Source organism: Paraburkholderia sp., assembly GCF_028283785.1.
Lineage (GTDB): Bacteria > Pseudomonadota > Gammaproteobacteria > Burkholderiales > Burkholderiaceae > Paraburkholderia.
Map to the genome: position 1 here is coordinate 1 of NZ_JAPWKB010000005.1, position 25862 is coordinate 25862.

The 25862-nt window shown below is 63.5% G+C and carries 22 protein-coding genes and 3 pseudogenes; 8 read left to right on the top strand and 17 right to left on the bottom strand.

What is annotated here, in order from left to right:
* The 4 genes and pseudogenes from PW947_RS04100 to PW947_RS04115 form a co-directional block, all read right to left on the bottom strand.
* On the bottom strand, positions 1–166 hold a 166-nt coding region (locus PW947_RS04100), incomplete at its 3' end, for an FAD-dependent oxidoreductase (RefSeq protein ID WP_299630568.1).
* Positions 163–462 (bottom strand): 2Fe-2S iron-sulfur cluster-binding protein, encoded by a 300-nt coding sequence (locus tag PW947_RS04105; protein WP_299629802.1) that lies wholly within the window; start codon positions 460–462, stop codon positions 163–165. The genes PW947_RS04105 and PW947_RS04100, both read right to left, overlap by 4 nt.
* A 30-nt stretch (positions 463–492) precedes the next feature.
* Positions 493–1604 (bottom strand): annotated as a pseudogene (locus PW947_RS04110) (FAD-binding oxidoreductase).
* Between the two features lie 16 nt (positions 1605–1620).
* A complete protein-coding gene (locus PW947_RS04115) occupies positions 1621–2580 on the bottom strand; it encodes a 4-hydroxyproline epimerase (protein WP_299629803.1) in 960 nt (319 codons plus the stop codon).
* 198 nt (positions 2581–2778) lie between these two features.
* Between PW947_RS04115 and PW947_RS04120 the strand changes: the two genes are divergently transcribed.
* The gene (locus PW947_RS04120) at positions 2779–3684 is read left to right on the top strand and encodes a dihydrodipicolinate synthase family protein (protein ID WP_299629804.1); all 906 of its coding nucleotides are present in this window, start codon (positions 2779–2781) and stop codon (positions 3682–3684) included.
* 123 nt (positions 3685–3807) lie between these two features.
* Here the strand turns inward: PW947_RS04120 and PW947_RS04125 are convergent, their stop codons facing one another.
* Entirely contained in the window at positions 3808–4536 is a 729-nt protein-coding gene (locus PW947_RS04125) for a response regulator transcription factor (protein ID WP_299629805.1), read from the bottom strand.
* Between the two features lie 435 nt (positions 4537–4971).
* On the opposite strand from PW947_RS04125, the gene PW947_RS04130 reads away from it, so the two are divergent.
* Together PW947_RS04130 and PW947_RS04135 are read left to right on the top strand one after the other, a co-directional pair.
* Positions 4972–6270: an MFS transporter gene (locus PW947_RS04130; RefSeq protein ID WP_299629806.1), complete on the top strand. Its 1299-nt coding sequence runs from the start codon at positions 4972–4974 to the stop codon at positions 6268–6270.
* Between the two features lie 159 nt (positions 6271–6429).
* Positions 6430–7944, top strand: a complete 1515-nt coding sequence (locus tag PW947_RS04135; protein WP_299629807.1) for an MFS transporter — start codon at positions 6430–6432, stop codon at positions 7942–7944.
* An 89-nt stretch (positions 7945–8033) separates the two neighbouring features.
* On the opposite strand, the gene PW947_RS04140 is transcribed toward PW947_RS04135, so the two are convergent.
* The 5 genes and pseudogenes from PW947_RS04140 to PW947_RS04160 all read right to left on the bottom strand — a co-directional run bounded on the left by PW947_RS04140 (position 8034) and on the right by PW947_RS04160 (position 9986).
* Positions 8034–8306, bottom strand: a complete 273-nt coding sequence (locus tag PW947_RS04140; RefSeq protein ID WP_299629808.1) for a hypothetical protein — start codon at positions 8304–8306, stop codon at positions 8034–8036.
* A gap of 126 nt (positions 8307–8432) precedes the next feature.
* Positions 8433–8864, bottom strand: coding sequence for a DoxX family protein (locus tag PW947_RS04145; protein ID WP_299629809.1), 432 nt, complete (start codon positions 8862–8864; stop codon positions 8433–8435).
* Positions 8865–8982: 118 nt separating this feature from the next.
* Positions 8983–9261, bottom strand: coding sequence for a hypothetical protein (locus tag PW947_RS04150; protein WP_299629810.1), 279 nt, complete (start codon positions 9259–9261; stop codon positions 8983–8985).
* Between the two features lie 61 nt (positions 9262–9322).
* A pseudogene (locus tag PW947_RS04155) lies at positions 9323–9541 on the bottom strand (nuclear transport factor 2 family protein); the annotation flags it as partial.
* A gap of 205 nt (positions 9542–9746) precedes the next feature.
* Positions 9747–9986: a hypothetical protein gene (locus PW947_RS04160; RefSeq protein ID WP_299629811.1), complete on the bottom strand. Its 240-nt coding sequence runs from the start codon at positions 9984–9986 to the stop codon at positions 9747–9749.
* Between the two features lie 244 nt (positions 9987–10230).
* Here PW947_RS04160 and PW947_RS04165 point away from each other — a divergent pair, with 244 nt between their 5' ends.
* The 3 genes from PW947_RS04165 to flhC all read left to right on the top strand — a co-directional run bounded on the left by PW947_RS04165 (position 10231) and on the right by flhC (position 12772).
* On the top strand, positions 10231–11085 hold the full coding sequence (locus PW947_RS04165; protein WP_299629812.1) for a helix-turn-helix transcriptional regulator: 855 nt from the start codon (positions 10231–10233) through the stop codon (positions 11083–11085).
* A gap of 770 nt (positions 11086–11855) precedes the next feature.
* Positions 11856–12176: a flagellar transcriptional regulator FlhD gene (gene flhD / locus PW947_RS04170; protein ID WP_299629229.1), complete on the top strand. Its 321-nt coding sequence runs from the start codon at positions 11856–11858 to the stop codon at positions 12174–12176.
* A gap of 17 nt (positions 12177–12193) precedes the next feature.
* Positions 12194–12772 carry a flagellar transcriptional regulator FlhC gene (gene flhC / locus PW947_RS04175; RefSeq protein WP_299629813.1) on the top strand — a complete coding sequence of 193 codons (579 nt, stop codon included), beginning with the start codon at positions 12194–12196 and terminating at the stop codon, positions 12770–12772.
* A gap of 150 nt (positions 12773–12922) precedes the next feature.
* Here flhC and PW947_RS04180 read toward each other — a convergent pair whose 3' ends face one another.
* The 6 genes and pseudogenes from PW947_RS04180 to PW947_RS04205 form a co-directional block, all read right to left on the bottom strand.
* Positions 12923–14251, bottom strand: coding sequence for an Nramp family divalent metal transporter (locus PW947_RS04180; RefSeq protein WP_299629814.1), 1329 nt, complete (start codon positions 14249–14251; stop codon positions 12923–12925).
* Positions 14252–14305: 54 nt separating this feature from the next.
* Positions 14306–15533: pseudogene (locus tag PW947_RS04185) on the bottom strand (acyl-CoA dehydrogenase family protein).
* Positions 15534–15800: 267 nt separating this feature from the next.
* Entirely contained in the window at positions 15801–17303 is a 1503-nt protein-coding gene (locus tag PW947_RS04190) for an efflux transporter outer membrane subunit (protein ID WP_299629815.1), read from the bottom strand.
* A gap of 9 nt (positions 17304–17312) precedes the next feature.
* Positions 17313–20498, bottom strand: coding sequence for an efflux RND transporter permease subunit (locus PW947_RS04195; RefSeq protein ID WP_299629816.1), 3186 nt, complete (start codon positions 20496–20498; stop codon positions 17313–17315).
* 67 nt (positions 20499–20565) lie between these two features.
* Positions 20566–21843 (bottom strand): efflux RND transporter periplasmic adaptor subunit, encoded by a 1278-nt coding sequence (locus PW947_RS04200; protein WP_299629817.1) that lies wholly within the window; start codon positions 21841–21843, stop codon positions 20566–20568.
* Between the two features lie 176 nt (positions 21844–22019).
* Positions 22020–22958, bottom strand: a complete 939-nt coding sequence (locus PW947_RS04205) for an alpha/beta hydrolase (RefSeq protein ID WP_299629818.1) — start codon at positions 22956–22958, stop codon at positions 22020–22022.
* A gap of 209 nt (positions 22959–23167) precedes the next feature.
* Between PW947_RS04205 and PW947_RS04210 the strand changes: the two genes are divergently transcribed.
* Both PW947_RS04210 and PW947_RS04215 read left to right on the top strand, forming a co-directional pair.
* Positions 23168–24172 carry a LysR family transcriptional regulator gene (locus PW947_RS04210; RefSeq protein ID WP_299629819.1) on the top strand — a complete coding sequence of 335 codons (1005 nt, stop codon included), beginning with the start codon at positions 23168–23170 and terminating at the stop codon, positions 24170–24172.
* 201 nt (positions 24173–24373) lie between these two features.
* Complete coding sequence (locus PW947_RS04215; RefSeq protein WP_299629820.1) at positions 24374–24673, top strand: DUF4148 domain-containing protein; 300 nt, start codon at positions 24374–24376, stop codon at positions 24671–24673.
* 261 nt (positions 24674–24934) lie between these two features.
* On the opposite strand, the gene PW947_RS04220 is transcribed toward PW947_RS04215, so the two are convergent.
* The gene (locus PW947_RS04220; protein WP_299629821.1) at positions 24935–25849 is read right to left on the bottom strand and encodes a cation transporter; all 915 of its coding nucleotides are present in this window, start codon (positions 25847–25849) and stop codon (positions 24935–24937) included.
* Positions 25850–25862: the final 13 nt, after the last annotated feature.

The window sequence follows — 25862 nt, forward strand, 5'->3', positions numbered from 1 at the left end:
ACGCGTTCGACGGTGGATGCGCGGGACCGTGCCGCCAGATCTGGCCGCCTGCGCGCGGATTGTCGTCGAGAATCGCGACGCGAGCGCCGTGTCGCGCGGCCGCCCACGCCGCGTGCAAACCCGCCGGACCTGCGCCGATCACGACGACGTCGTAGCGATAGATCATCGCGGCCCCGTGGTTTCTACCGACTGGCCGTCGCGACAGAGTGTCTGACAGGCCAGCACATGCCGACGTCCGTCGATCGTCACGCGACACTCCTGACACACGCCCATCCCGCACAACGCGGCGCGTGGCATCCCGCTGACGGACGTGCGGGTCGCGCGCAATTTACTTGCGTCCGCCTGCGCACTCGCGGCCAGCGCGCCCGCGACGGTCGTGCCCGGCGTCACGGCCACACGCGTGCCGTCGATGGTCAGGTGAAGGAGATGGGGATTCACATTGTCGGCGGAAGGTCGTTGCATGATCGTTGAATGGGAAGACGGCGCACGCGCTCACCGGAAGCGCTGCGGCAAATACGGCGCGATATCGAGTAACGGCGTCTCGCCGACAATCTGCGCCGCCAGCAATTTCGCGGTCGCGAGCGAAGTCGTCACGCCGAGTCCTTCGTGTCCGGCGGCAATCCACACTGGATGCGTCGCGTCGTCCGCGGGACCGATCAACGGCATGCCGTCAGGCGACGCCGCGCGAAATCCGGTCCATGCGCGAATCGCGTTCAACGACGGCAACGCGGGCAGATAACGCGCCGCGCGCTGCAACATCTGCGCGAGCACCGGCATATCGACGGCCGGATCAGTGGTATCGAATTGCCGCGACGAGCCGATCAGCAATTGCCCGGTCGGACGCGGCTGCGCATTGAACGCGACCGAGGTGCCCGTCGCGTGGTGCGCGCTCTTGATATAGCCCAACTCCAGCAACTGATGACGGATCAGCCCCGGATAACGATCGGTGATCAACAGGTGGCCTTTCTTCGGCCGCAGCGGCAGCCAGGGCACCAGCGTCTGCGCGTCCAGTCCGTTCGCGACGATCACGTGTGCCGCATCGACCCGCGTGCCGTTCGACAGCCGCACGCCGTGCGCATCGATCGCGACCACGCGCGCGCCGTGTTGCACGTGGATTCGCGCAGCATGCGGCGAGTGGCGCAACAGCCATTCGGCGGCCGCGGGCGCGTAGACGATGCTGTCGTGTTCGACGCGCAAGCCGCCCGCCATCGACGGCGCGAGCATCGGTTCGCATTCCCGCAACGCGGACGCATCGAGCCATTCCGACGCGATATCCTGCGCGGCGAAACCTTGCTGCATCGCGCGGGCGGCCGCACATTCTTCGTCGTCGGTGGCGATCCAGAGCGTGCCGCAACGCACGAACGCGTCGCGCGCGCGAAGTTGCGGCGCGAGTTCGAGCCACAACGCGCGCGAGTAGCGGCTCAACGCAAGCTCGGCCGGCGAGTCGTTCATCACGACGATATGACCCATGCCCGCGGCGGTCGCGCCGCCGCCGATGCCGCCTGCGCGTCGAGCACCGCGACCCGCATTCCGCGCGCCGCCAGTTCCGCCGCGCACGCTGCACCGACGATGCCCGCGCCGACGATCAACGCGTCGCTATTCATGCGCTCATACCGTGGCTCATACCGTGCGGATGCCCCACGCGAACGGATCGCTGTCGTCGAAGCACAAGCGCGCTTCGGCCATGATGTGCGCGCGGCCCGTGATGGTCGGAATCACGCTGTCGACGGACTGCGCCGCGCCTTCGCCGCGACGGTAACTCGCTTCGAACACGCTGCCGATGATGCTTTCCTGTCGCCAGATCGCGCCTTCCGCGAGTTTGCCGTCGGCGGCGAGGCACGCGACCTTCGCGCTGGTACCGGTGCCACACGGCGAGCGGTCGTACGCGCTGCCGGGACATAGCACGAAGTTGCGCGAGTCGATGCCGTCGCGCGGGCTGGGCGCGAACAGTTCGATGTGATCGATCAGCGCGCCGTCCGCGCCGGTGATGTGCTGCGAGATCAACGCGTCGCGGATCGCGTCGGCAAACGCGGTCAGATCGGCGATATGCGACGGTTCGAGCGCACGGCCGTGTTCCGCGACGAGGAAAAACCAGTTGCCGCCATAGCCGATATCGCCGGTCAGCGCGCCGTATCCGGGCACGTCCACGGTCACGTCTTTACGGTAGCGACAGGCGGGCACGTTTTGCACCGACACGCTGCCGTCGTCGTTCAGCGTGGCTTCGACGATGCCGACCGGCGTGTCGATCCGATGACGTCCCACGCCGATCCGCCCCAGGTGCGCGAGCGACACGATCAGTCCGATCGTGCCGTGACCGCACATGCCGAGGTAGCCGACGTTATTGAAGAAGATCACGCCGGCCGCGCAGTCCGGCTGATCCGGCTCGCACAACAGCGCACCGACCACGACGTCCGAGCCGCGCGGTTCGGTGACGATGCCCGCGCGCCACGCGTCGAAGTGGTCGCGGAACGCGTCGCGCCGTTGCGCGAGCGTGCCGCCGCCGAGATCCGGGCCGCCGGAGATCACGAGGCGGGTCGGTTCACCGCCGGTGTGCGAGTCGATCACAGTGAGGGTTTTCATGCCCTCATGGTAGAAACGGCGCGCCCGCGAGTCTTGACGGCGTTCAGCGCCGATTACGACGATTTCAGCATAGTGCGGGGTGATTCGCGCGACCGCGCATTGTGCCGAAATCGTCGCGGTTGATGTTCGATTCGCGCAAGACGGATGATTTTCCGCTACGTAGACTGTGCTCGATCATCACTATCAGGAGAGCCAAGCGTGGCACATATCTGGGAAGGCGTATTGCCGGCGGTCACGACCAAGTTCAATGCGGATTTCAGCATAGACCGGGCGTCCACGAAACAGAATATCGACGCGCAAATCGACGCGGGCGTGGACGGCATCATCGTCTGCGGCTCGCTCGGCGAAGCATCGACGTTGTCGCTCGACGAAAAACTCGACGTGCTCGATATCGCCGTCGACGCGTCGAACGGCCGCGTGCCGGTGTTGCTGACGATCGCGGAAAACAGCACGCTCGACGCCTGCCGTCAGGTCGAAGCCGCGGCGAAACGCGGCGCGGCTGGCTACATGGTGTTGCCGGGTTTGCGTTATCTGTCGGACCGTCGCGAAACGCTGCATCACTTCCGCATGGTGGCCGGTGCCAGCCCGTTGCCGCTGATGATCTACAACAATCCGCTCGCGTATGGCGTGGACATGACGCCGGACATGTTCGCGGAAATCGCCGACGAACCGAAGATCGTCGCGATCAAGGAATCGTGCGGCGACGTGCGGCGCGTCACCGACCTGATCAACGCGGTCGGCGACCGCTTCGCGATCCTGTGCGGTGTGGACAATCTGGCGATGGAAGCGATCCTGATGGGCGCGCACGGCTGGGTGGCGGGTCTGGTCTGCGCGTTCCCGAAGGAAACCGTGGCGATCTACCGGCTGCTGAAAGCGGGACGGCTCGAAGAAGCGCGCGCGATCTACCGCTGGTTCGCGCCGTTGCTCGCGCTCGACGTGTCGCCGAAGCTGGTGCAGAACATCAAGCTGGCCGAAGCGATGGTCGGGCTCGGCACCGAACCGGTTCGGCCGCCGCGCCTTCCGCTGGCCGGCGACGAACGCAAATCGGTCGAAGCGCTGATCCGCCGCGCACTGGAAACGCGTCCGGTATTGCCATCGGTTTGAGGGCGTGACCGCGACATCGCGATGTCGCGGCCGGAAAAACAGAAAGGGCCTTGAGCGGAAGCATCCGGCTCAAAGCCCTTTTTTCGATTCACCGCCTACGCGGGCGGTACGTCGACGACAGCGTTACGCGACCGCCGCCAGTAACCGGCGCGCGTCGGTCTCGCGCTTGCTCAGTTCGAGCAGCCGATAGCCGCTCTTGTACACCGGCTGCAAACGGAAGCCGTTGTCGGCATCGATGTCGAGCAGCAGACGCAGACGCGACACGTGACTGTCGATGGTGCGCGTGAACTCGCGGAACTCGCGGCCCCAAACCATCGCGAAGATATGATCGCGCGACAACACCCGCCCGATATTGGAAAAGAACAGCGACGCCAGCCGGTACTGCGTACCCGAAAGTTGGACCGGTTCGCCGCGCAGCATCACGAGCTGACGCTGCGAATCGAAATGGTACGGACCGACGTCGAAACTGCCCATGCCGTGCCGGTCCGGATACGCGCGGCGCAACAACGCCGACACACGTTCGCGGAATTCAACCGGGCGCACAGGCAGGTTCACGTAGTCGTCGGCGCCGCCCGTGAACGCGCGCACCGCGCTTTCTTCCGAACTGTCTTCGGACGCGAACAACACCGGCATCTGGTCGCCGGCCACCGCGCGGATCGACTTCAGCACGTCGTAACCGGACAGGCGCATGCCGTACCAGTCGAGCACGAGCATGTCCACCGTCGAGCGGGCGAGCGCCTTCGACATGGTGAGGCCGTCGTCGTATGTGAGGCAGCTATGACCGGCTTGCGACAGGATCAACTCGATCAACTGACGCTGGACCGGGTCCCGCTGAAGAATGGCAATACGCATGGAGAAATACTCTCAAACAGATGGTTCGGACCGAATTCTGTGAGGCGCCCCGGTTGCGGCACATAGGAACAGTCCTAATTTGCCTCACTTGCATTCAGTCCTATTGACCATCTCTCTCATTCCTGCGCCGATGCTCTTTTTTCCTACGTCGCACATCGATAAATCCGCATGGTTTTGCGGCAATCGCCCGCGCCTCCTACAGCCAGATCTTCGCCCCGAATTTGCCAACTTACTCAATCGAATTAAGCACTTCCGGGGAAGTCGGCTTTCGATCCTGTAAAATGGCGGGTTGGTCCCAGTCGTCATCACGCGCGCCTTATCCCGGCGGGCGTGCTCGTGTTCCGTGCTCTACCCGGCGCTTCCCACACTTCTCGCAGACGACCGCCGCATTCCGCGCCCTCGCGCGCGGCTTAATCATCAAACTGAACAGCACCAATGCAAGCTACAAATCTGGGTGGAGCAACGGCTGTCACCCCGCGTCCATTGGGACGCAGCGACTACAAAACCCTCGGCCTGGCCGCGCTCGGCGGCGCGCTGGAGTTCTACGACTTCATCATCTTCGTGTTTTTTGCGCCGGTGATCGGCCAGCTGTTCTTCCCGGCCGCGATTCCCGACTGGCTGCGCCAGTTGCAGACTTTCGGCATCTTCGCGGCAGGCTACCTGGCGCGCCCGCTCGGCGGCATCATCATGGCGCACTTCGGCGACCTGCTCGGCCGCAAGCGCATGTTCACGCTGAGCGTGCTGCTGATGTCCGTCCCGACGCTGATGATGGGCCTGCTGCCCACCTACGCGACCATCGGCATGCTCGCGCCGGTGCTGTTGCTGCTGTTCCGCGTGCTGCAAGGCGCGGCGGTCGGCGGTGAAGTGCCGGGCGCGTGGGTATTCGTGTCGGAACACGTACCGCAGCGTCACGTCGGTTATGCATGCGGCACGCTGACGGCGGGTCTGACGGCCGGCATTCTGCTCGGCTCGCTGATCGCGTCGGCGGTGAATCATCATTTCCCGGCTTCGGACATCGCTGCTTACGCGTGGCGCATCCCGTTCCTGCTCGGCGGCGTATTCGGGCTGTTTTCGGTGTATCTGCGCCGCTGGCTGCATGAAACGCCGGTGTTCGCCGAACTGAAGCAGCGCAAGTCGCTGGCCGCGGAAATTCCGCTGAAGGCCGTGCTGCGCGATCACGGCGGCGCCGTCGTGGTGTCGATGCTGCTGACGTGGATGCTGTCGGCGGCAATCGTCGTGGTGATCCTGATGACGCCCACGCTGCTGCAGAAGCAGTTCCACATTGCACCGGCTACCGCGCTGCTGGCGAACTGCGTCGCGACGCTGTGCCTGACCATCGGTTGCGTGATTTCGGGCGCGGTCGCGGGCCGGATCGGCGCGAAGCCGACCATCATCGTCGGCGCGCTGGCGCTGGCCGTGTCGTACTACGCGATGTTCACCGAACTCGCCGCCGATCCCTCGACGCTGGTGCCGATGTACGCGCTGGCCGGTTTCTTCGTCGGCGTGATCGGCGCGGTGCCGTTCGTGATGGTCAACGCGTTCCCGGCGGTCGTGCGTTTCTCGGGCATCTCGTTCTCGTACAACGTCGCCTACGCGATATTCGGCGGCCTCACGCCGATCGTCGTGTCGCTGATGATGAAGTCGCAACCGGCCGCGCCTTCGCTGTACGTGGCCGCGCTGTGCGTAGTCGGCGCGGTGACGGCGCTGTTCATCAAGAACAAGCCGACGCGCTGATGCGCTGATCGTCCGCGCCATCGCCTTTGAACGGCGGCCTGTCCTGACGGACACGCCGCCGTTTTTCATGGTGACGCCGCATCCCATTGCCGCGCGTAACATCGACACTTCACGGATGCCCGAACCATCGGACGCGCACAACGCCGTACGCTGTCTTCCATGAAAACCGTCGACACCTCTCCTTCGGCCGCTTCGACCGTCGCCTTCACGCCCGCGCTCGCGCGGATCGTCGCGACGGTCAGCGTCGGCTTCGTCGTCACGCAACTCGACGTGACCATCGTCAATATCGCGCTCGCCCGGATCGGCGCGGATCTGCACGCGAACGTCGCGGGTCTGCAATGGATCGTCGACGCGTACACGCTCGCGTTCGCCGTGCTGATGCTGTCGGCGGGCGTGCTCGGCGACCGCTTCGGCGCGCGGCGGATGTTTATCGCAGGCATCGGGCTGTTCGCGCTCGCGTCGCTCGGCTGCGGCCTTGCGAACGACGCCGCCACGCTCGTGACCGGACGCGCGGTGCAAGGCGTCGGCGCGGCCGCGATGCTGCCCAATTCGCTCGCGCTGCTCAATCGCGCGAGCGGACACGATCCGAAGCTGCGTGCGCGCGCGGTCGGGTTGTGGACAGCGGCGGGCGCGGTATCGATCGCGGCGGGTCCGGTGATCGGCGGCGTACTGATCGCGGCCTTCGGCTGGCGCAGCATCTTCTGGGTCAACCTGCCGATCTGCATCGCCGGTCTGATCGCGACCTTCGCGTGGGTACCGGCGTCGGCGTCGTCAGCGTCTTCGCCGGCAACGGCGGCAACGGCGACGAAAGCGCCCGCCTCCGCACCCGCCGCCCGGCAACGCGGCCTCGACCTGCCCGGCCAATTGCTTGCCATCGTCGCGTTGACCGCGTTCACCGGCGCGGTGATCGAAGGCCGTCCGCGCGGGATCGGCGATCCGCTGGTCGCGGGCGGCCTGATCGTCGCGGCGCTGGCCGCGATGGCGTTCATTGCGGTCGAATCGCGCGTCGCAACGCCGATGCTGCCGCTGTCGCTGTTCGGCAAGCGCACCTTCAGCGCCGCCGTGCTGTTCGGCATCTGCGTGAACCTGAGTTACTACGGCATGGTGTTCGTGCTGAGTCTTTATCTGCAACACGTTCGCGGCTACACGCCGTTGCAGGCCGGTCTCGCGTTTCTGCCGTTGACGGGCGGCTTCCTCGTGTCGAACGTCGCGAGTGGCTGGGTGGTCGGGCGCTTCGGCGCGCGTGTGCCGATGATCGTCGGCGCGGTTATCGGCGGGATCGGTTATACGGCGCTCGCGTTCGTGGACCGCGCGACGCCGTTGCCCGCGTTGCTGTTGCCGTTCCTGCTGATTCCGTCGGGCATGGGCCTCGCCGTCCCCGCGATGACGACCGCGATTCTTGCGTCCGTCGAGCCGCAACGTGCGGGCACGGCGTCAGCGGTGCTGAACACCGCGCGCCAGGCCGGTGGCGCGGTCGGCGTGGCCGTGTTCGGCGCGCTCGTCAGCCGCCCGGAAAGCGCGCAAGTCGTCGCCGGTCTACATATCGCGGCAATGGTCTCGGCGACACTGCTCGCGACGGGCGTGGTGCTCGGCGCGCTGGTGCATCCCGACGCGCATCGCCGCGAATCCCGGCCTGCGCCCGACGCGGATAAAACAACGCCCACGATGCGTTGAGCATCGCGGGCGCGTGGGCTTCGTGAGCGTCGTTAAAGATCGCGAATGGCGCGCGTTCGCCACAGTCCCGCGACGCGCCGCGAAACCGCCTACAACGACGTTTCCTGGATCGCGCCGGTATCCAGCGCGCGTTCGATCAGACCTTCGCTCTGCGCTTTACGGATCGCGTCCGACAGCAGCTTGTCCGGCTCTTCGATCTCGGCCTTGATCGTGCTGATCAGTCCCGATGCATCGAGGATCACGAGCGTCTCGGCGGAATCGGCGCGGCTGATGATCACGCGATGCGGCGTCGGCCCCTCGCCGATGCTCGCGCAAAACTCCATCGCGTTGCCGCCGATGGTCTGCTTGAAACTCTCAATCATCGTTCGCTCCCTTCGATAGTGTCCCGTTCGCCGTTGTGCCAACGGCGCATGGCGACGGATTGCGGGTCATGAAAGGCACCAGCAAGCTGCGGGCCCGGCCCGGACGACCGTCCCGCGTTTCGCCGCTCAAAGACCGAGGCCGCTTCGCGGCGCCCGTGCGCCGTCGATACTGATACGGCCCGCGCCCGTCACGAACAGCAGCAGAAAACCGCCGGCAATACCAACGTTTTTCCAGAAATGGATGACCATATCGCGCTGCAGGCTCGCATCGGTGACATTCCAGAAATCGTGGCCGAGCACGGCGGTCGCGATCGTGTACACGGCCATCAACAAAGCCAGCGGGCGGATCTGGAAGCCGAGAATCAGGAACAGTCCGCCCAGCGTTTCGATGGCGGCGGCCACCGGTGCCGCGACCTGCACGAACGGCACGCCCTTCGACTGAAGATAGCCGACGAAACCCGCGTAGCCCAGCAGTTTCATCACGCCGCCCCACAGGAACAGCACGGCAAGCGCGATACGTGCAATGAGAATAACGCCGGAATCGACGGGACGCGTCATGGATAAGCTCCTGTATTACGAATAAGCAGCAGACCGGGCTGCGTGGCTGCAGTTCCCGGTTGCCGATCGACAGGATAGATTTATTACCGATCCGGTTGCTATTCTTTTACCAACCGTTTCAGATGCGACGCGCGCACCGCGACGCACGCCGCTTGCCGGCACACAGCCAGCGAAGCCACCCGGCGAACCCCAGCAGCACGAGTCCGGCACCGCCGAGCACCGGCTCGCGGAGCGTCAGCAGCGCGACGAACGTGAACCCGCGCGCGCCCGACAGCAATGCGAAGCCCGCGATCATCGCCGTGAGCGTGGCGAGGCGCGCGCCGGCTGCATCGCGCGGTCGTTTCAGCGCCGTTCTGAACGCGTGCGTCAGCGACTGTACCGGTTCGAAGCTGTCCATGTTGTGCTCCTCGAATGCGTCGTGGCAAGCGCGGTCACGCAGCGTGGGCTGCGTCGTCGACGAAGCCGGTCACCGTGCGGCGAAAGACGTGATGCGGGAAACGTTCGTGGACCACGCGGATCATCGCGTCGATGCCGTCGTGGCCATCGCCCGCCAGCAGCGGATCGAAATAAACGGCGTTCGCCGTCGACGTTGCCGCGATCAGCGCGCGACGACGCGCCGCGTCGGTTTCATTCCACGCGTCGAAGTAGCGGTCGATCGGTTCGGTATGCGTATTCATCGTTGACTCCTTGCACGGGGTGCACGGGCGCGACGCATTGCAAACACGGCGTTTGCTGCGGGCCTGGAGTCAAGATTCGAAGATTCGGCGATGCACGTCGATTACGTGCGAGGTAAAACCCCGCGCGCGGATCGACGGATCGGTGTGAATCGATACGACTGGCGACGCGATGCGCGAAAGCGCAGCACGCGTGATGCTTTAAGCGTTACGCGTGACCTTGCGCGTGCCACGCGTCGATGTCGGTGCGTGCTCGATGTTCGAGCGCACTCAACGCCATCAACGGGTCGATCTTCGCGCGCGGAATCAGCAATTCGACGGCCTCGGGCGCGCCTTTTTCGATGTCGCCATCCGTACGCTCGATCGCGGCACGGCACAGCCACTGAACGCCAAGATCGTCCGCGACGACATCGGCGGTAACACGAAAATTACGATGATCGAAAGTCATACAACCCTCCAGAAACATTACATATCAAGGTCCCCGAAAGGTTTAAGCGGGGACTTCAAAAAGCGTATCACGGGTGTCCGTTCGCCTGCTTCGAGCCGGGCATTTTCTGTAACGCGCGGTATCAAACCGCTTAGTGATCCGTGCGGTGTTGGCGGTTGTCAGAACGGCGCTCGGCGCGTGGCGGCGGGCGGATATTGACCTGTGAGGTAATGGTTTTGCCCACGCGGTTGGCTATCATCGTTTCATGAGCACACTGTCATCTCCGATCCGTCCCGGCGCGCCGCAGATGCCACCGGCCAGCCGCAGCGTCGGCGATCTGCTGCGCGAGTGGCGTCAGCGAAGGCGGATGAGCCAACTCCTGCTCGCTGCCGAAGCCGATATTTCGACGCGTCATCTGAGCTTCGTCGAATCGGGCCGCGCGCTGCCGAGCCGGGAAATGGTGATGCATCTCGCCGAACGTCTCGACGTGCCGCTGCGGGAACGCAACACGTTGCTGGTCGCGGCCGGTTACGCACCGCTTTTTCGCGAGCGCCCGCTGACCGATCCGCAACTCGCCGCCGCGCGCGATGCGGTGAACCTCGTGTTGAAAGGGCACGAACCGTATCCGGCACTCGCGATCGACCGTCACTGGAATATTGTCGCGACGAATGGCGCGTTGGGCGTGCTGACCGCGGGCGTCAGCGGCGCGCTGCTCGAAGCGCCGGTCAACGCGTTGCGGCTGAGTCTGCATCCGGACGGCGTCGCGCCGTCGATCGTCAACTGGCACGCGTGGCGCGCGCATGTGCTCAACCGGCTGCAACGTCAGATCGACGTCAGCGGCGACCCGGTGCTCGCCGCCTTGCGCGACGAACTGGCCGGCTATCCCGCGCCGCCAGGCGCCGCCACCGCCGACGACACCGTCGCGCAGATCGCCGAGCAGGTTGCCGTTCCGCTGCGGGTGCGAACGTCGTCGGGCGTGCTGTCGTTCTTCAGTACGACGACGGTATTCGGCACGCCGGTCGACGTCACGCTGTCGGAACTGGCGATTGAAGCGTTCTTCCCCGCCGACGCCGCGACCGCCGCCGCACTGCGACAGGCCGCCGATGCGCTTCGTCTGTAACACCAACGGGCATTACAAACGCGGGTTTTAATTAGCGGTTCTAGCGACTGGCGTTTTTTACAAAACTCACGGGCCGTTGTGGATGATTGCTGCCTGCAACCGTGACCGACGGTGAACCGATGCCCGTCGGCGCGCCCATCGGTTCGCCTATCGCGATTTTCGGGTTTTGTAATATTCGCCGGCTCGCCCACTTCCCGCCGTCCGTGAGGACCTCAATTCGTTACAAATGCACGGTACTTTTTGCCGGATTTGTCACAATTATCTTTCCATTTGTAACTCGACTTCGTTACAAACATGCCGATCCGTTAGCGCCCCTGTTTTCATTTCATATAAGTACTAATTACCTCATCTGTTTTGCTCACCGGTTTTAAATTGAAGGACGGTCGTCCTAATTGAATATTGTCGGAAGATTTACTAATATCTCCATATCAATTCTTAAAACCCTTTGCAGACAATGCTTTACGGTAATTAACAGAATTCTTCATACAACGGATACAGGGTTTTCTCGAAGTCAAATCAGAGAAGGAAAACATTACCGATTTCGACTGTTGCTTTTTGATAAATTTTTTTGAGAAAGGCATTGCATTCCGATTCTGGTGTTCATACAATTCGCTCCAAGGTGTTACGAGATGTAACGCACTGTAGCAAGTAGTAAGTCACTGCCTTGACCCGGTCGTGACCTGTCGCCGAAGAAGTGAAGCGTCGGCGAGGCATAACAGATAAACGGCACAAAGCCGACATGTAATTCGGGGCTTCGGAATTCTTTAGAAATGGACCGTAGCAGCGAGACGCTGGATTCAATCCGCGAAATCAATCTGTCGTACATCATGCTCGCGCAGCGCATGCTGCGTGAGGACAAGCCGGTCGGGATGTTCCGTCTGGGTTTGTCGCTGGAACTGGCTGACCTGCTGGCGGGGCTGTCGCTCGCGCAGATCGTCAAGCTCGCAGCCTCCGATCAGCTGTTGTGCTTCTTCCGCTTTAACGATCACGCGATGCTGTCCGCGTTGACCCAAAGCGCCAAGAATGCAGATGTGGCGCCGACCCACGCCGCCATCCTGCTTGCCGGCCAGCCGGCCGAGCAGTTCGCCTGACGCGCCCGGAGATGACCATGCTCAAACGCAGCCTCACCGAAGACGCGCAGGAAGTGTTTCGCGCAATCGCACTGATCGAACTCGGCGCACGCATGCAGGTGCTCGAAAGCGAGCTGACGCTGTCGCGCGACCGGATGATCCGGCTGTATCGCGAAGTGAAGGGCAATTCGCCGCCCAAGGGCATGCTGCCGTTTTCGGCGGACTGGTACATGACGTGGCTCGCGAACATCCACGCATCGCTGTTCTACAACACGTACCTGTTTCTGAAGAACGAAGCGAAGTGCTCGCATCTGGACGCGCTGACCAAGGGCTACCGGCTGTATCTGGAGCACTGCCGTCACAGCGACACCGAACCGGTGCTCGACCTGACGCGTGCATGGACGCTGGTGCGTTTCTTCGACGCCAACATCCTTCAGATGACGAAATGCTGCCGCTGCACGGGCAAGTTCGTCGCGCACAAGCATGATCTGCAGCACAACGTGGTGTGTGGCGCGTGCCAGCCGCCGTCGCGTGCGGGCAAGACCAAGAAGGCTGCGGCCGCTGCGAAGCAGCAGGAACTGAACGCCGCCGCAGAAGCGATGCCGAAAGCCGCTTAACCCACGCATCACAGTCGTACGCGCAACGCATCGCGCCGGCCCGTCCGGGTCCACGCGAAAAAAAAGCGGAAGGTCGGTCACCTCCCGCTTCGCATCCCAGGTTTCACATCACACGTTTCACTTCCGAAGTCCGCAGCCTGACCCGTCCTGTCAGGCTGCTCCCCCAAACGTCTGCACCACCAGCCACAGGTTCGCCACGCTGATCAGCACGAACAGCGTCCACGCGAGCATCCGCGTCGGCACGCGGTTGACGAATTGCCCCATCAGCTTGCGGTCGTTGGTCATACGGATCAGCGGATACAGCGCGAACGGCAATTGCAGGCTCAACACCACCTGACTCGCCACGAGCAGTTTTCCGACCGCGCCGTTGCCGAGCATCTGCACGCCAATCAACGCGGGAATCAACGCCAGCGCACGCGTGATAAAGCGCCGCTGCCAGCACGGAATCTTCAGTTTCAGGAAGCCTTCCATGATCACCTGCCCCGCCACCGTTCCGGTGAAAGTCGAGCTTTGCCCCGACGCCAGAAGCGTGACCGCGAACAGTACCGCGGCAAAACCGGTGCCGACGATCGGCGCGAGCAACTGATACGCGTGTTCGATGTCGGTGACTTCGTGATGACCGGTTGCATGGAACGCAGCGGCCGCAAGCATCAGGATGGCCGCGTTGATCAGCAGCGCGAGCACCAGCGACACGATCGTATCGATCCGCGAATAACCGATTGCCTGCGCGATGCTCGCCGGATCGCGCTTGACCGCGCGCGTCTGCACGATCGACGAATGCAGATACAGGTTATGCGGCATCACGGTCGCGCCGAGAATGCCGATCGCGAGGTACATCGGTTCGCGCGAACTCAAGGTTTCCCACGACGGAATCAGCCCTTGCACGACCGACGGCCAGTGCGGCTTCACCATCGCCAGTTCGATGATGTACCCAACGCCGATGGTCGCGATCAACGCGAGAATGATCGCTTCGAGATCGCGGAAATTCTTGCCCTTCAGGCCGAGCACGATCAGCGTATCGAACGCGGTCAGGATCACGCCGACCGTCAGCGAACACTTGAAGAGCAAATGAAACGCGAGCGCGCCGCCCAGCACTTCGGCGAGATCGCAGGCAATGATCGACAGTTCGGCGAGCAGCCACTGCCCTTTCGCGACCAGCGGCGAGTAGCGCTGCCGCGACAACTGCGCGAGATCCTGATTCGTGACGATGCCAAGCCGCATGCTCAGGCATTGCAGCGCCATCGCCGCGAGACTCGACAGCACGACGACGAACAGCAGACTATAGCCGTAGCGCGAGCCGGCTTCGATATCGGTCGCCCAGTTGCCCGGGTCCATATAACCGATCGAAATCAGCAGTCCCGGACCCGCGAATTGCAGGATTTTTTTCCAGAACGAAACGCCTTGCGGCACGGCGACCGAGCCCTGTACTTCGGACGGGCAGAACGGCGCTGTGGCAGTGGTGGGTAATTTGAACGGCAAGCGTGAAGCCCCTGAGATCGATGAACATGCGGCGACCGCGCGCCGCAAACGGCCTCAAGTGTACAAAGAAAACTCCGGCAGTGTCCCGTTCAGCGCGTAGCGCCCGACGTCGCGAATCCGGTAGTCGAGCGGGTCGTGCAGCGTATGCACGCGCGCATTGCGCCAGAAGCGGTCGAGCGCGAGCGGTGCGTGCGTGGCACGCGCGCCGCACGCATCGAACAGTTTCTCGCCGATATCGAGCGCCGCGCGATGCGGCAAGAATCTTCGCCTCCGACACCGCCAGCGCGACATGCGCGCGTTCGTCGCCGGTCACGGCCGCGCCGCGCCGCCATGCGTCGTCGAGCATCCGCGCGGCGCGGTCGGCGAGCGCTTCGGCGGCGATCGTCTGCACCCGCATCTCGCCGAAACGCGCGAGCAGATACGGGTCGTCGGTGGCTTTTTCGACGCCGGAACTGATCCACGGCCGACCATACTTCGTCACGTATTCGCGTGCTTCGGCCAGCGCACCCTGCGCAATTCCGACGAACAGATTGGTCAGCACCAGTTGCGATACCAGCGTGCGCAACGTCGCATGCGGCGTCGGCGGCACTTCCGAACGATGCAGCACTTCGTCCGCCATCACGATCACATTGTTGAACGACACGCTGCCGCTATCGGTTTGCCGTTGACCGATCGGGTCCCAGTCTTCGTTGACGGTAATGCCTTCGCGCGACGTCGGCACGACCGCGACAACCGGTTTGCCCGTCGCCGGGTCCAGCGCGGACAGCGTCATCATCGTCGAGCCGCGCGTGCCCGAGCAAAAGCCCTTTACGCCGCTGATCCGGTAGCCGCCGGCAGCGTCGCCGCTTTCGGCCGTGGCAGTCGCGATCAGACGCGTATCGAGCGGATTCACCGCATTGCCCCACCACCAGTTGCGCTCGACGGTGCCGCGCAGATACCGTTCGCGTTGCGCCTGATTGCCCCACACATCTACGCTGACGATCTGCAAACACTGAAAGCCCAACAGATGCGCAAGCGCGCTGTCCACGCTCGCAATCTGACGGATCGTCTCGTAGACGACCGGCCACGGCGCGCCCTGTCCGCCGAATTCTTGCGGGACGGCAATCGTCAGCAGACCGGCATCGGCGATCCATTGTTTCTCCTGCGACGCATGCCCGCCGTCCCGGTCGCGCTGCGCGGCGCTCGCGCGCAATGCGCCGAGCAAGCCCGACAGATCGCGCGAAGGTGAAGGGGAAGGTGACGACTGCGACGAAGGTAAAGCGACATCATGCTGCGGGTTCATGCGTGCTCCGTGTGGGCGCCTGACGGGACGGACCGCGATAGTATGCGCGAAATCGGCCCGACGGCCCGCCCGATCATAGAAGCGCGATCACGTCGGAGCCACCAACGGATTATCGGAAGCAAATCGCAAATCGCGATATATCCGACGCGTTCCGCTTCGATCATGCCTTCCGGAAATGCAAACGGGGCGCAAGAAAACCGCTTGCGCCCCGCCTGTCTACTACCTGCTCATCAAACGTCGATCACACGTTTACAGCCTGTTTCAAGGCTATTTCTGTGCAATCTGCGCCGGTGTGCCGGTTGCTTTCATGTCGCCCCAACCGCCGCCGAGCGCGCGAATCAGATTGACCGTCGATACCGCCTGCGTGCCCGCCAGATGACTCGCCTGCAATTGCGTCAGCAGCACCGAACGCTCGCTGTCGATCACATCCAGATAGCTGACCTGCCCTTCCTTGTACTGCGTTTGCGACAGATGCGACGCGCGTTGCGATGCGACCACCGCATCGTTCTGCTCGCGCATCTGATCGTCGAGCAGACGCAGATCGGCCAGGTTGTCCTCGACTTCGCGGAACGCCACCAGCACCTGCTGACGATACTGCGCGACATCCTCGTCGTACTTGCCGCGCGCTTGCGCAAGACCCGCCTTACGACGACCACCGTCGAAAATCGGCATCGTCAGTGCGGTACCGGCCAGCGGCCCGAGCAGGAACGTACGGCTCGACCACATGAACAGATCGGCCAGCGTCGCCGATTCGAAGCCGAGTCCGCCGGTAATGTCGAGCTTAGGGAAAAACGCCGACTTCGCGACACCGACCCGCGCATTCGCCGCCGCCATCGCACGTTCCGCCGCCGCGACATCCGGACGACGTTCGAGCAATGCCGAAGGCAAACCCGCCGGTACACGCACCGTCATTTGCGCGAGCGGCGTTTCCGGGAACGAGAAGTCCGCCGGCGGCTTGCCGAGCAAAATAGCGAGGCTATGCTCGGACGCCGCGCGTTGACGCGCCACGCCGACCGCATCGGCACGCGCGCTCGACAGCTCATTGCGCGCCCGCGACACATCCAGCTCGCTGATATCGCCTTCCTTGAAACGCTGTTCGACCAGCTTCAGCGTATCTTCGCGCAGCGTCACGGTACGGCGATACAATTCCTGATCCGTATCGAGCTCGCGCAACTGGAAGTAGTTCTGCGCCACGTCCGCCTGCAACGACAACTGCACCGAACGGAACAGCGCTTCGCTCTGCTGCTCGTCGGCCTTCGCCGCGTTGACCGTCGTGCTGACCCGCCCGAACAGATCCGCCTCGTACGACACGGCGCCCTGCGCGCGCCACAGCGTCTGATTGACGCCGCTCGCGCTGTCCGGCAGGAATTGCGACGCCGGCGACGCCCTTTCGCGAGTCGGGCCGAAGCCCGCATCGATCTGCGGGAACCACGCCGAACGTGCGCTCTGCTGAACCGCCCGCGCCTGCTGCACGCGTGCGGCGGCGGCCTTCAGATCCTGATTCGCATCGGCGGCCTGTTTCTCCAGACCGTCCAGCGTGGTGTCACCGAACACCGTCCACCATTCGCCGCGCAATGCGTCGTCGGACGGTTCGGCGGCTTTCCACGTGCCCGCGTCCTGCGTCGACAACGGCGCTTCCTTGAATGCGGCAGGCGTAGCGACCTCGGCACGCTGATAGGTCGGCTCGACCGAACACGCGGCGAGCAGCGCAACCAGCAATCCGCTCGCAGCGGCACGGCCCCAACCGCTTAAAGAACTCATCTGTTTCATCATTCCTCCTTAAGCGTCCGACGCCGGCAACGCGTAGTGCCCCGCGTCCTTCTGCGACACATGAATCTTGCCGCCCGCCAACGTGCGCAACACGACATAGAACACCGGCGTCAACATCAAGCCGAACAGCGTGACCCCGAGCATCCCGAAGAACACCGCGATACCCATCGCGTGACGCATTTCCGAACCCGCGCCGCTCGACAGCACCAGCGGCACCACGCCCATGATGAAAGCGATCGACGTCATCAGGATCGGGCGCAACCGCATCCGGCTCGCTTCGATCGCCGCCGACAGCGGCGAATGACCGTCATGCTCCAGCTCGCGCGCAAACTCGACGATCAGGATCGCGTTCTTCGCGGACAGCCCCACCAGCACCATCAAACCGATCTGCGTGAAGATGTTGTTGTCGCCCTGCGTGAGCCACACGCCCGTCAGCGCCGACAGCACGCTCATCGGCACGATCAGGATCACCGCGAGCGGCAGCGTCAGGCTTTCATACAGCGCAGCCAGCACCAGGAACACCAGCAGCACACTGATCGGGAACACCCACATGCCGGCGTTGCCCGCCAGAATCTGCTGATACGTGAGGTCGGTCCATTCTGCCTTCACGCCGCGCGGCAAGGTCTGCGCCGCGATGCGCTCGATTGCCGCCTGCGCCTGACCCGACGAATAACCCGGCGCCGGTCCACCGTTGATATCGGCGGCGGTGTAGCCGTTGTAGCGCACCACCATTTCCGGACCGTAAGTCGGCGTCACCGTCACCAGCGACGACAGCGGCACCATTTCGCCCGATGCGTTACGCGTCTTCAGTTGCAGGATGTCGTCCGCACGTTGACGGAACGGCGCATCCGCCTGCACGCGCACCTGATACACACGGCCGAAGCGGTTGAAGTCGTTCACGTACAGCGAGCCGAGGTAAATCTGCATCGTGTTGAACACGTCCGTGACCGGCACACCGAGCTGCTTCGCCTTCACGCGGTCCAGATCGACGTTCAGTTGCGGCACGTTGATCTGATAGCTGGAGAAGGTCGGCCCGAGTTCCGGCGCGGTCGATGCCTGCTTGATAAACGCCTGCGTCGCATTGTTCAGCGCGGCATAACCGACCGCACCGTGATCTTCCAGCTGGATCTTGAAACCGCCGAGCGTGCCGAGACCCAACACCGGCGGCGGCGGGAACACCGCGACGAACGAATCCTTGAGCGCACCGAATTTCTGGTTCAGCGCACCGGCAATCGCACCGGCGGACAAGCTCTTGCCACGGCGATCGTGGAACGGCTTCAACGTGACGAACACGATGCCCGCGCTCGAACTGTTGGTGAAACCATTCACCGACAATCCCGGAAACGCGACCGCGCTTTCCACGCCCGGCTCTTTCAGTGCAATCGCGCTCATGTCGCGAATCACTTTTTCCGTGCGGTCCAGCGACGCGCCGTTCGGCAGCTGCGCAAACGCGATCAGATACTCCTTGTCCTGCGCGGGCACGAAGCCGCCCGGCACGATATGCGCGACACCGAAGGTCGCGGCGAGCAGCACCGCATACACGGCCAGCATCGCGCCCTTGCGGCGCAGCACGCCCGTCACGCCCTTGCCGTACGACGTCGAGCCGCGATGGAACACCTTGTTGAAGCCCTTGAAAAAGCGGCCCAATACGCGGTTCATCGCACGCGTCAGCCAGTCTTCCTTCGCGCCATGACCTCGCAACAGCAACGCGGACAACGCCGGCGACAGCGTCAACGAATTGAACGCGGAGATCACCGTCGAGATCGCGATTGTCATCGCGAACTGCTTGTAGAACTGGCCCGTCAGACCGCTCATGAACGCGAGCGGCACGAACACCGCCACCAGCGTCAGCGCAATGGCGATGATCGGCCCGCTCACTTCCTGCATGGCCTTGTAGGTCGCATCGCGCGCACTCAAGCCGCTTTCGATATTGCGCTCGACGTTTTCGACCACCACGATCGCATCGTCGACCACGATCCCGATCGCCAGCACCATCCCGAACAGCGACAACGCGTTGATCGAGAAGCCGAATGCCAGCAGCAGCGAGAACGTACCGACGATCGACACCGGCACCGCGATCAGCGGAATGATCGACGCACGCCACGTTTGCAGGAACACGATCACCACGATCACGACCAGCGCAATCGCTTCGAGCAGCGTGTGCACGACCGCTTCGATACTCGAACGCACGAACTGTGTCGGGTCGTAGACGATCTTGTACTGGACGCCTGCGGGCATGTCCTGCGCGAGTTCCTTCATGGTCGCGCGCACTTCGTCGGAAATCGCCAGCGAGTTCGCGCCCGGCGCCTGGTTGATCGCCATCGCGACGGCCGGCTTGTTGTCGAGCAACGAACGCAGACCGTATTCCGATGCCGCCAGTTCGATCCGCGAGATGTCCTTCAGATAGGTGACCGCGCCATCCGGCGCCGTCTTCACGACGATATCGCCGAATTCGCCTTCGGTTTTCAGGCGGCCGCGCGCATTCACCGACAACTGCAGCGGCGTGCCCTGCACCGACGGCGATGCACCGATCACGCCCGCCGCAACCTGCACGTTCTGCTCGCGAATCGCGTTGACCACCTCCGTCGCGGTCAAACCGCGTTGCGCGACTTTCTGCGGATCGAGCCACACGCGCATCGCGTAATCGCCCGCACCCCACAACTGCACCTGACCGACGCCCTGGATCCGTTCGAGGCGATCCTTCACGTTCAGCAGCGCGTAGTTGCGCAGATACGTCATGTCATAGCGGTCGTTCGGCGAGATCAGATGGACCACCATCGTCAGCGTCGGCGAGCTTTTGATCGTCGTCACGCCGAGCCGTTGCACGTCTTCCGGCAAACGGGGCAGCGCCTGATTCACGCGGTTCTGCACGAGTTGCGTCGCGAGATCGGGATTGGTGCCGAGCTTGAACGTGACGGTCAGCGTGAGATTGCCGTCGCTGTTCGCTTGCGACTGCATGTACAGCATGCCTTCGACGCCGTTGATCTGCTCTTCGAGCGGCGATGCGACCGCTTCCGCGATCACCTTCGGGTTCGCGCCCGGATACTGCGCGTGGACCACCACCGACGGCGGCACGACTTCCGGATACTCGGAGATCGGCAGCTTGAACAGGGAAATAATCCCCGCCAGCAGGATCACCACCGAAAGCACGCCCGCAAAGATCGGGCGGTCGATGAAGAATTTGGATATGTTCATGGGAAGCTCTTGAGGTTGGAGCGCGCGAGCGTCGCGCGCGAATCTGGGGCGCGGGCTCGCATGCGACTCACGAATTCTTCTGCGTCTTCACGGCTTGCGGCTTGCCGTCCTGCGCGATCGGTGCGGCGGTTGCGCTGGCTGCATCCGGTGCTTTGGCTGCATTGGCGACATCGGTGCCGTCCGGATTCGCGTCGCCGTTCATCGGCACCATGTGCGCGCGGATCGCGTCGCCGGGGCGCACACGCTGCGTGCCGTTGACGACGATCCGGTCGCCGCTCTTGAGACCGCCCTTCACGACGCGCAGGTTGCCCTGCATCGAACCCGGCACGATCTCGCGATACGCGACGTGGTTGTCCTTGTCGACCACCAGCACGAACTTCTTGTCCTGGTCGGTGCCGACCGCCGCGTCGTCGATCAGCAGCGCCGGATGCGGAACGCTGCCGCCCACTTTCACGCGTGCATACAGACCCGGAATCAGCGCGCCGTCCTGATTGTCGAAGCGCGCGCGCACGCGGATCGTGCCCGACGACGTATCGAGCCGGTTATCCACCGATTCGATCGTGCCTTCGCGCGAGTAGCCGGTTTCGTCCGCGAGACCCAGTTGCACCGGCACCTTGCCGCCGTCCTTCACGCGGCTGATGTATTGCAGGTACGTCTGTTCGTCCGCGTCGAACGACGCGTAGATCGGCGACACCGATACCAGCGTCGTCAACGGCGTCGAACTCGCGCCCGCCGACACCACGTTGCCCACGGTGATCTCCGCACGCGATACGCGGCCCGCCACGGGCGCGACGATCTTCGTGTAACCCAGATTGATGCGCGCGGTTTCGACGGCCGCCTGAGCCGCCTTCAAGTTCGCGCTGGCTTCACGCGCGGCGTTCTGCTTCTCGTCGTAGTCGCGCTTCGCAATCGCGTTGTCGGCGATCAGCCGTTGCGCGCGCTCCCAGTCGCTCTGCGTGTAGCCGGTGCGCGCCTGCGCGGCGGCCAGTTGCGCTTCGGCGCGATCGACTTCGGCGGCGTACGGGCGCGGATCGATCACGAACAGCGTGTCGCCCTTCTTCACCAGCGCGCCGTCCCGGAAGTTGACCGAGACGATCGTTCCCGGCACCTGGGAACGGACATCGACCTTTTCGACGGCTTCGAGTCGCCCCGAATAACTTTGCCAGTCGGTGATCGTGCGATCGATCACGGTGGCGACATCCACTTCGGGGACGACGGTCGGCGCGGCCTGCTCGGACGCGTGTGCATCGACATGAATCGCGCCGAACGTGCCGAGACCGGCAATCACGACGACGGCGAATACCGCGACGGCAAGTCGCGTACGGGTTAGCGGGAAGAGTGACATTGTTGGCTCCAGTCGGTTATCAGCAGGTTTTTAGGGTTGTTGGAATGCAGTAATCCGCGCGCTGCGCCGACGGCGCATCGCGTTGGATGAATTCGGGACTTCTGGACCGGCGGCGCCTACGCCGCCGTTGCGCTCACGCGCGCTACATGGATGGACTCATCGCGGCTCCGTCCGGCTCAACGTGACGCCGCGCGCGCCGCTGAAAAGCGGCACTGAAAAAATCGCACTGCTTCCTGCAATGCGTCCGGATGCCCGGCGAGCGCGGCGTGCGACACGCTCGGATAGCGCACCACCTGCGTCATCACGCCGGCATTGATCAGACTCGTCGCATAGTTTTCGGCCTCGACGTGCAGCACGTCGTTCTGCGCAGTCAGGATCAGCGTGGCGGGCAATCCCGCGAGCCGCGACGATTCGAGCGGCGCCGCATACGGGTGCATCCGCTGCGACGCTTGCGGCAGATACGCGCGGTAACAGGCGGCGCATTCCTTCGCGGTGATGTCCGACGAGAGACGGCGCTCGTCGCCCAGACGCGTCAGGCTCGGATCGAGCATCGGACCGAACAGCGCCTGCGCGTCGATTCGCACGTCACCGCGATCCCGCCCAATGAACGCGAGGCAATTCGCGAGCTGGCCGCCCGCATCGTGTCCGGCGACGCCCAGCCGTTTCGTATTGCCGCCGAACGCGCGCGCCCGCGTCTGCACCCACAATGCCGCGCGATGCGCATCTTCGGGCGCGGCCGGAAACGGAAACTGCGGCGCGAGCGAATACCCGACCGACACCACGAGTGCCGGTAAGTGTTCAGCGAAATAGCGCGCGGCAGGCTCTGCGTCGTCGATAGAACCGCGCACGAAACCGCCGCCGTGAAAATAAAGCAGCACCGGCAGCCCGCTCTTGCCGGCCGGACGCGTCAGCCGCAGCGTGATCTGCTGCGCGTGGCCCTCGATCTGCACGTCGGTGACCTCGAGCGACCCGCCCGCTGCGGCGGGCGCCGCAGGCGCGGCCGCCGCCACCGCAGGCGCCGGCCCCGCCGCGCCGTGCGTGCGTGCGGCGCCCTTGGTGCTGTCGGGCGGCACGAACGAAAACGGCGGGATATACGGGGGTTTTAACGCATCCATGTCTGACGGGCGCAATGCGCATAGAAATTCAATGCTGCGAATTGTGGCGTCGGCAGAGTCCTAAATAAATGCCTATAATCCGGCAACACAATTCGGTGCCTCTGAACAATCGACCGGCCTCTGCCCGGTTCGCAGGGTGATCGGAGCGAACGCTGTTCCTATCCGCTTCGTCCCCTTCAGTGGGCGCTCCGCCTTTTTCGGAGGTAGTCATGGACCGGCTTCAGGCCATGCAGGTGTTCACGCGTGTCGTCGACACCAACAGCTTTACCCGCGCTGCCGAAACGCTGGATCTCCCGCGCGCGTCGGTCACCACGATCATCCAGAACCTGGAGTCGTTTCTCGGCACCCGCCTGATGCACCGGACCACCCGCCGTCTTTCGCTGACGCCCGACGGCGCCGCGTATTACGAGCGTTGCGTGCGGATTCTGGCCGACGTCGAAGAAACCGAAGCGAGTTTCCAGAGCGGCAACAAGAAGCCGCACGGCAAATTGCGCGTGGACATGCCCGGCTCGCTCGGGCGGCTGATCGTGATTCCCGCGCTGCGCGAATTCCACATGCGCTACCCGGATATCGACCTCCAACTCGGCTTGAGCGATCGTCCGGTCGATTTGCTGCAGGAAGGCGTCGATTGCGTGCTGCGGGTGGGTGCGTTGCAGGATTCGTCGCTGGTCGCGCGGCGGATCGGACTATTCGAAGGCGTTACCTGCGCCGCGCCCGTCTACCTGGAGCGCTACGGCAAGCCGCAGTCGATCGACGATCTGCAGGAACACAAGGCCGTCAATTATTTTTCGAGCCGCACGGGTCGCATCCTCGACTGGACCTTCCTTGTCGATAACAAGGAAACCGAAGTGAAGATGAAAAGCATGGTGTCGGTGAACGACGCCGATGCGTACGTGAATTGCGGGCTCGAAGGCTTCGGGCTGATCCAGCCGGCGCTGTTCATGGTGTTGCCGCATCTGCGCTCGGGCAAGCTCGTCGAAGTGATGCCCGACCTCAAACCGCTTCCCATGCCCATTTCGGCCGTGTATCCGCACAGCCGTCATCTGTCGCCGAAAGTGCGCGTGTTCGTCGACTGGATGGCTGAAGTGTTCGATCGTTGCCCGTTGCTGAGCGGCCGCGGCGGCCTCGATCAAACCTGCTCGAAGCGCACGTTCGAAGAGAAAGAAAGCGCGCCTTCTCTCGATACGCCGGTTATTTCGGAGTACGTCGCCTGAGCGGCGAAATGCAGTAAAACGCCGTTGCAGCAGACGTAAAAACGCGGCTCATGCGCAATGCATGAGCCGCGTTTTTTTGATTGTTCTGAATTCATGACAATTCATTTCACCAAACCGCGATTTATCCGCGGCGCCGTGAAGCCTACATTTCATCCTGTCGCGACGCTCAACGGCGCCGCTCCCGAATCGACAGGAGTGAACATGCAACGCCCTCTCTACACCTCTATCGCAGGACTCGTTCTCTCAGTGGCTGCCAGCAACGCCGCTTACGCCGACGGCGGCATCGGCCACGCCGGTACGTACCAAAGCGCGGCAACGGCGGGTGCAAGCCAGAAGACCCGTGCCGAAGTGCGCGCTGAACTGATCGCCGCATATCGCAGCGGCAGCCTGCCTTCGATGAACCGCCAGGCGTATCCGGGTGTCGGCCTTCAAGGCGAAACCCAGGCCGCTCGCCTCGCGATCCAGGAAGGCACGGAAACCACACGTATCGCGCACGACTGATCGCGCGCAGCGTCGCGTGAAGACGCGACCTGTACCGCGTTCTAGCCGCATTCAGCCATTGAAGGAGTCAGCCATGAATCCGTCCGAACTCGACAACTGGGACACGACTGCGCCGGTGTGGACACCGTTCCGCGCGCAAGCGGAGCATGAGAGTCACGAGTAAACACCATGCGGCAACGCGTGGTGCCGAAGTAAAAAACGCGTCGTTGCGCACTCTGGCAGAGTGCGCAACGACGCGTTGATGCGTGTCGAATGCGGTGTTCAGTCGCCGCTTGCGCGCGGCACGTCCGGTTCGAAAAACACCCAGCGTACTTGCGGAAACGTTTCCTGCAGATCGGCTTCGATGATGTTGATGGCATCGACCATCGCGCGGCCGCTCGGATAGTCGATCATCTCGGCCTGCACCGCGACGACGACTTCCTTGCCCCACTGCAACGTGATCATATTCATGATGCTGCGGATTTCAGGCCGCGCGCGCAGATGCGCTTCGATACCGCGACGCACTTCCGGGCTCGCCGATTCACCGACGATCATCGACTTCACTTCACGCGCGACCAGCGTCGCAATCACCATCAGCAGCACGCCCACGCCGATCGATCCGAGCGCATCGTAGACCGGGTTACCGGTCAGCATCGTCGCGAGCACGGCGACAAATGCCATCGCGAGACCCGCGAGTGCCGCGATGTCTTCACCGGCCACCACCAGCAGATCCGATTCGCGCGTTTCGCGAAACCATCGCCACATCGTGTGGTCCGCATGGGTTTTACGGATCTCGCGCACCGCGCCCATCAGCGACAAGGTTTCGAGCACCACCGATACGCCGAGCACACCCAGCGCGACATACGCATTCGACAGCGGCTCGCGATGAAACAGCCGATGCACGCCCTCGTACACCGAGAACGCCCCACCGACAAAAAACAGCAGCAACGCGACCAGCAGCGAGTAGTAATTGATCGCGCGACCGGTGCCCATCGGATGCAACGGGCTGACCGGTTTTCGCGCTTGCCGCAACCCAAACAGCAGCAGCAACTGGTTGCCGCAATCGGCGGTCGAGTGGATGGCTTCGGCAAACATCGCGCCGGAACCGGAATACGCAGCGGCCGCGAACTTGAATATGGCGATGCCCAGGTTAGCTCCGAGGGCATAGAAAATGGCTTTCGGCGATTCTTCTTTCATCGGCAAGGAATAG

Coding starts and splice junctions, on each gene's coding strand:
- PW947_RS04105 (WP_299629802.1), bottom strand. CDS start 462: ATGCAACGACCTTCCGCCGACAATGTGAATCCCCATCTCCTTCACCTG.
- PW947_RS04115 (WP_299629803.1), bottom strand. CDS start 2,580: ATGAAAACCCTCACTGTGATCGACTCGCACACCGGCGGTGAACCGACC.
- PW947_RS04125 (WP_299629805.1), bottom strand. CDS start 4,536: ATGCGTATTGCCATTCTTCAGCGGGACCCGGTCCAGCGTCAGTTGATC.
- PW947_RS04130 (WP_299629806.1), top strand. CDS start 4,972: ATGCAAGCTACAAATCTGGGTGGAGCAACGGCTGTCACCCCGCGTCCA.
- PW947_RS04135 (WP_299629807.1), top strand. CDS start 6,430: ATGAAAACCGTCGACACCTCTCCTTCGGCCGCTTCGACCGTCGCCTTC.
- PW947_RS04140 (WP_299629808.1), bottom strand. CDS start 8,306: ATGATTGAGAGTTTCAAGCAGACCATCGGCGGCAACGCGATGGAGTTT.
- PW947_RS04145 (WP_299629809.1), bottom strand. CDS start 8,864: ATGACGCGTCCCGTCGATTCCGGCGTTATTCTCATTGCACGTATCGCG.
- PW947_RS04150 (WP_299629810.1), bottom strand. CDS start 9,261: ATGGACAGCTTCGAACCGGTACAGTCGCTGACGCACGCGTTCAGAACG.
- PW947_RS04160 (WP_299629811.1), bottom strand. CDS start 9,986: ATGACTTTCGATCATCGTAATTTTCGTGTTACCGCCGATGTCGTCGCG.
- PW947_RS04165 (WP_299629812.1), top strand. CDS start 10,231: ATGAGCACACTGTCATCTCCGATCCGTCCCGGCGCGCCGCAGATGCCA.
- flhD (WP_299629229.1), top strand. CDS start 11,856: ATGGACCGTAGCAGCGAGACGCTGGATTCAATCCGCGAAATCAATCTG.
- flhC (WP_299629813.1), top strand. CDS start 12,194: ATGCTCAAACGCAGCCTCACCGAAGACGCGCAGGAAGTGTTTCGCGCA.
- PW947_RS04190 (WP_299629815.1), bottom strand. CDS start 17,303: ATGAAACAGATGAGTTCTTTAAGCGGTTGGGGCCGTGCCGCTGCGAGC.
- PW947_RS04195 (WP_299629816.1), bottom strand. CDS start 20,498: ATGAACATATCCAAATTCTTCATCGACCGCCCGATCTTTGCGGGCGTG.
- PW947_RS04200 (WP_299629817.1), bottom strand. CDS start 21,843: ATGTCACTCTTCCCGCTAACCCGTACGCGACTTGCCGTCGCGGTATTC.
- PW947_RS04205 (WP_299629818.1), bottom strand. CDS start 22,958: ATGGATGCGTTAAAACCCCCGTATATCCCGCCGTTTTCGTTCGTGCCG.
- PW947_RS04210 (WP_299629819.1), top strand. CDS start 23,168: ATGGACCGGCTTCAGGCCATGCAGGTGTTCACGCGTGTCGTCGACACC.
- PW947_RS04215 (WP_299629820.1), top strand. CDS start 24,374: ATGCAACGCCCTCTCTACACCTCTATCGCAGGACTCGTTCTCTCAGTG.
- PW947_RS04220 (WP_299629821.1), bottom strand. CDS start 25,849: ATGAAAGAAGAATCGCCGAAAGCCATTTTCTATGCCCTCGGAGCTAAC.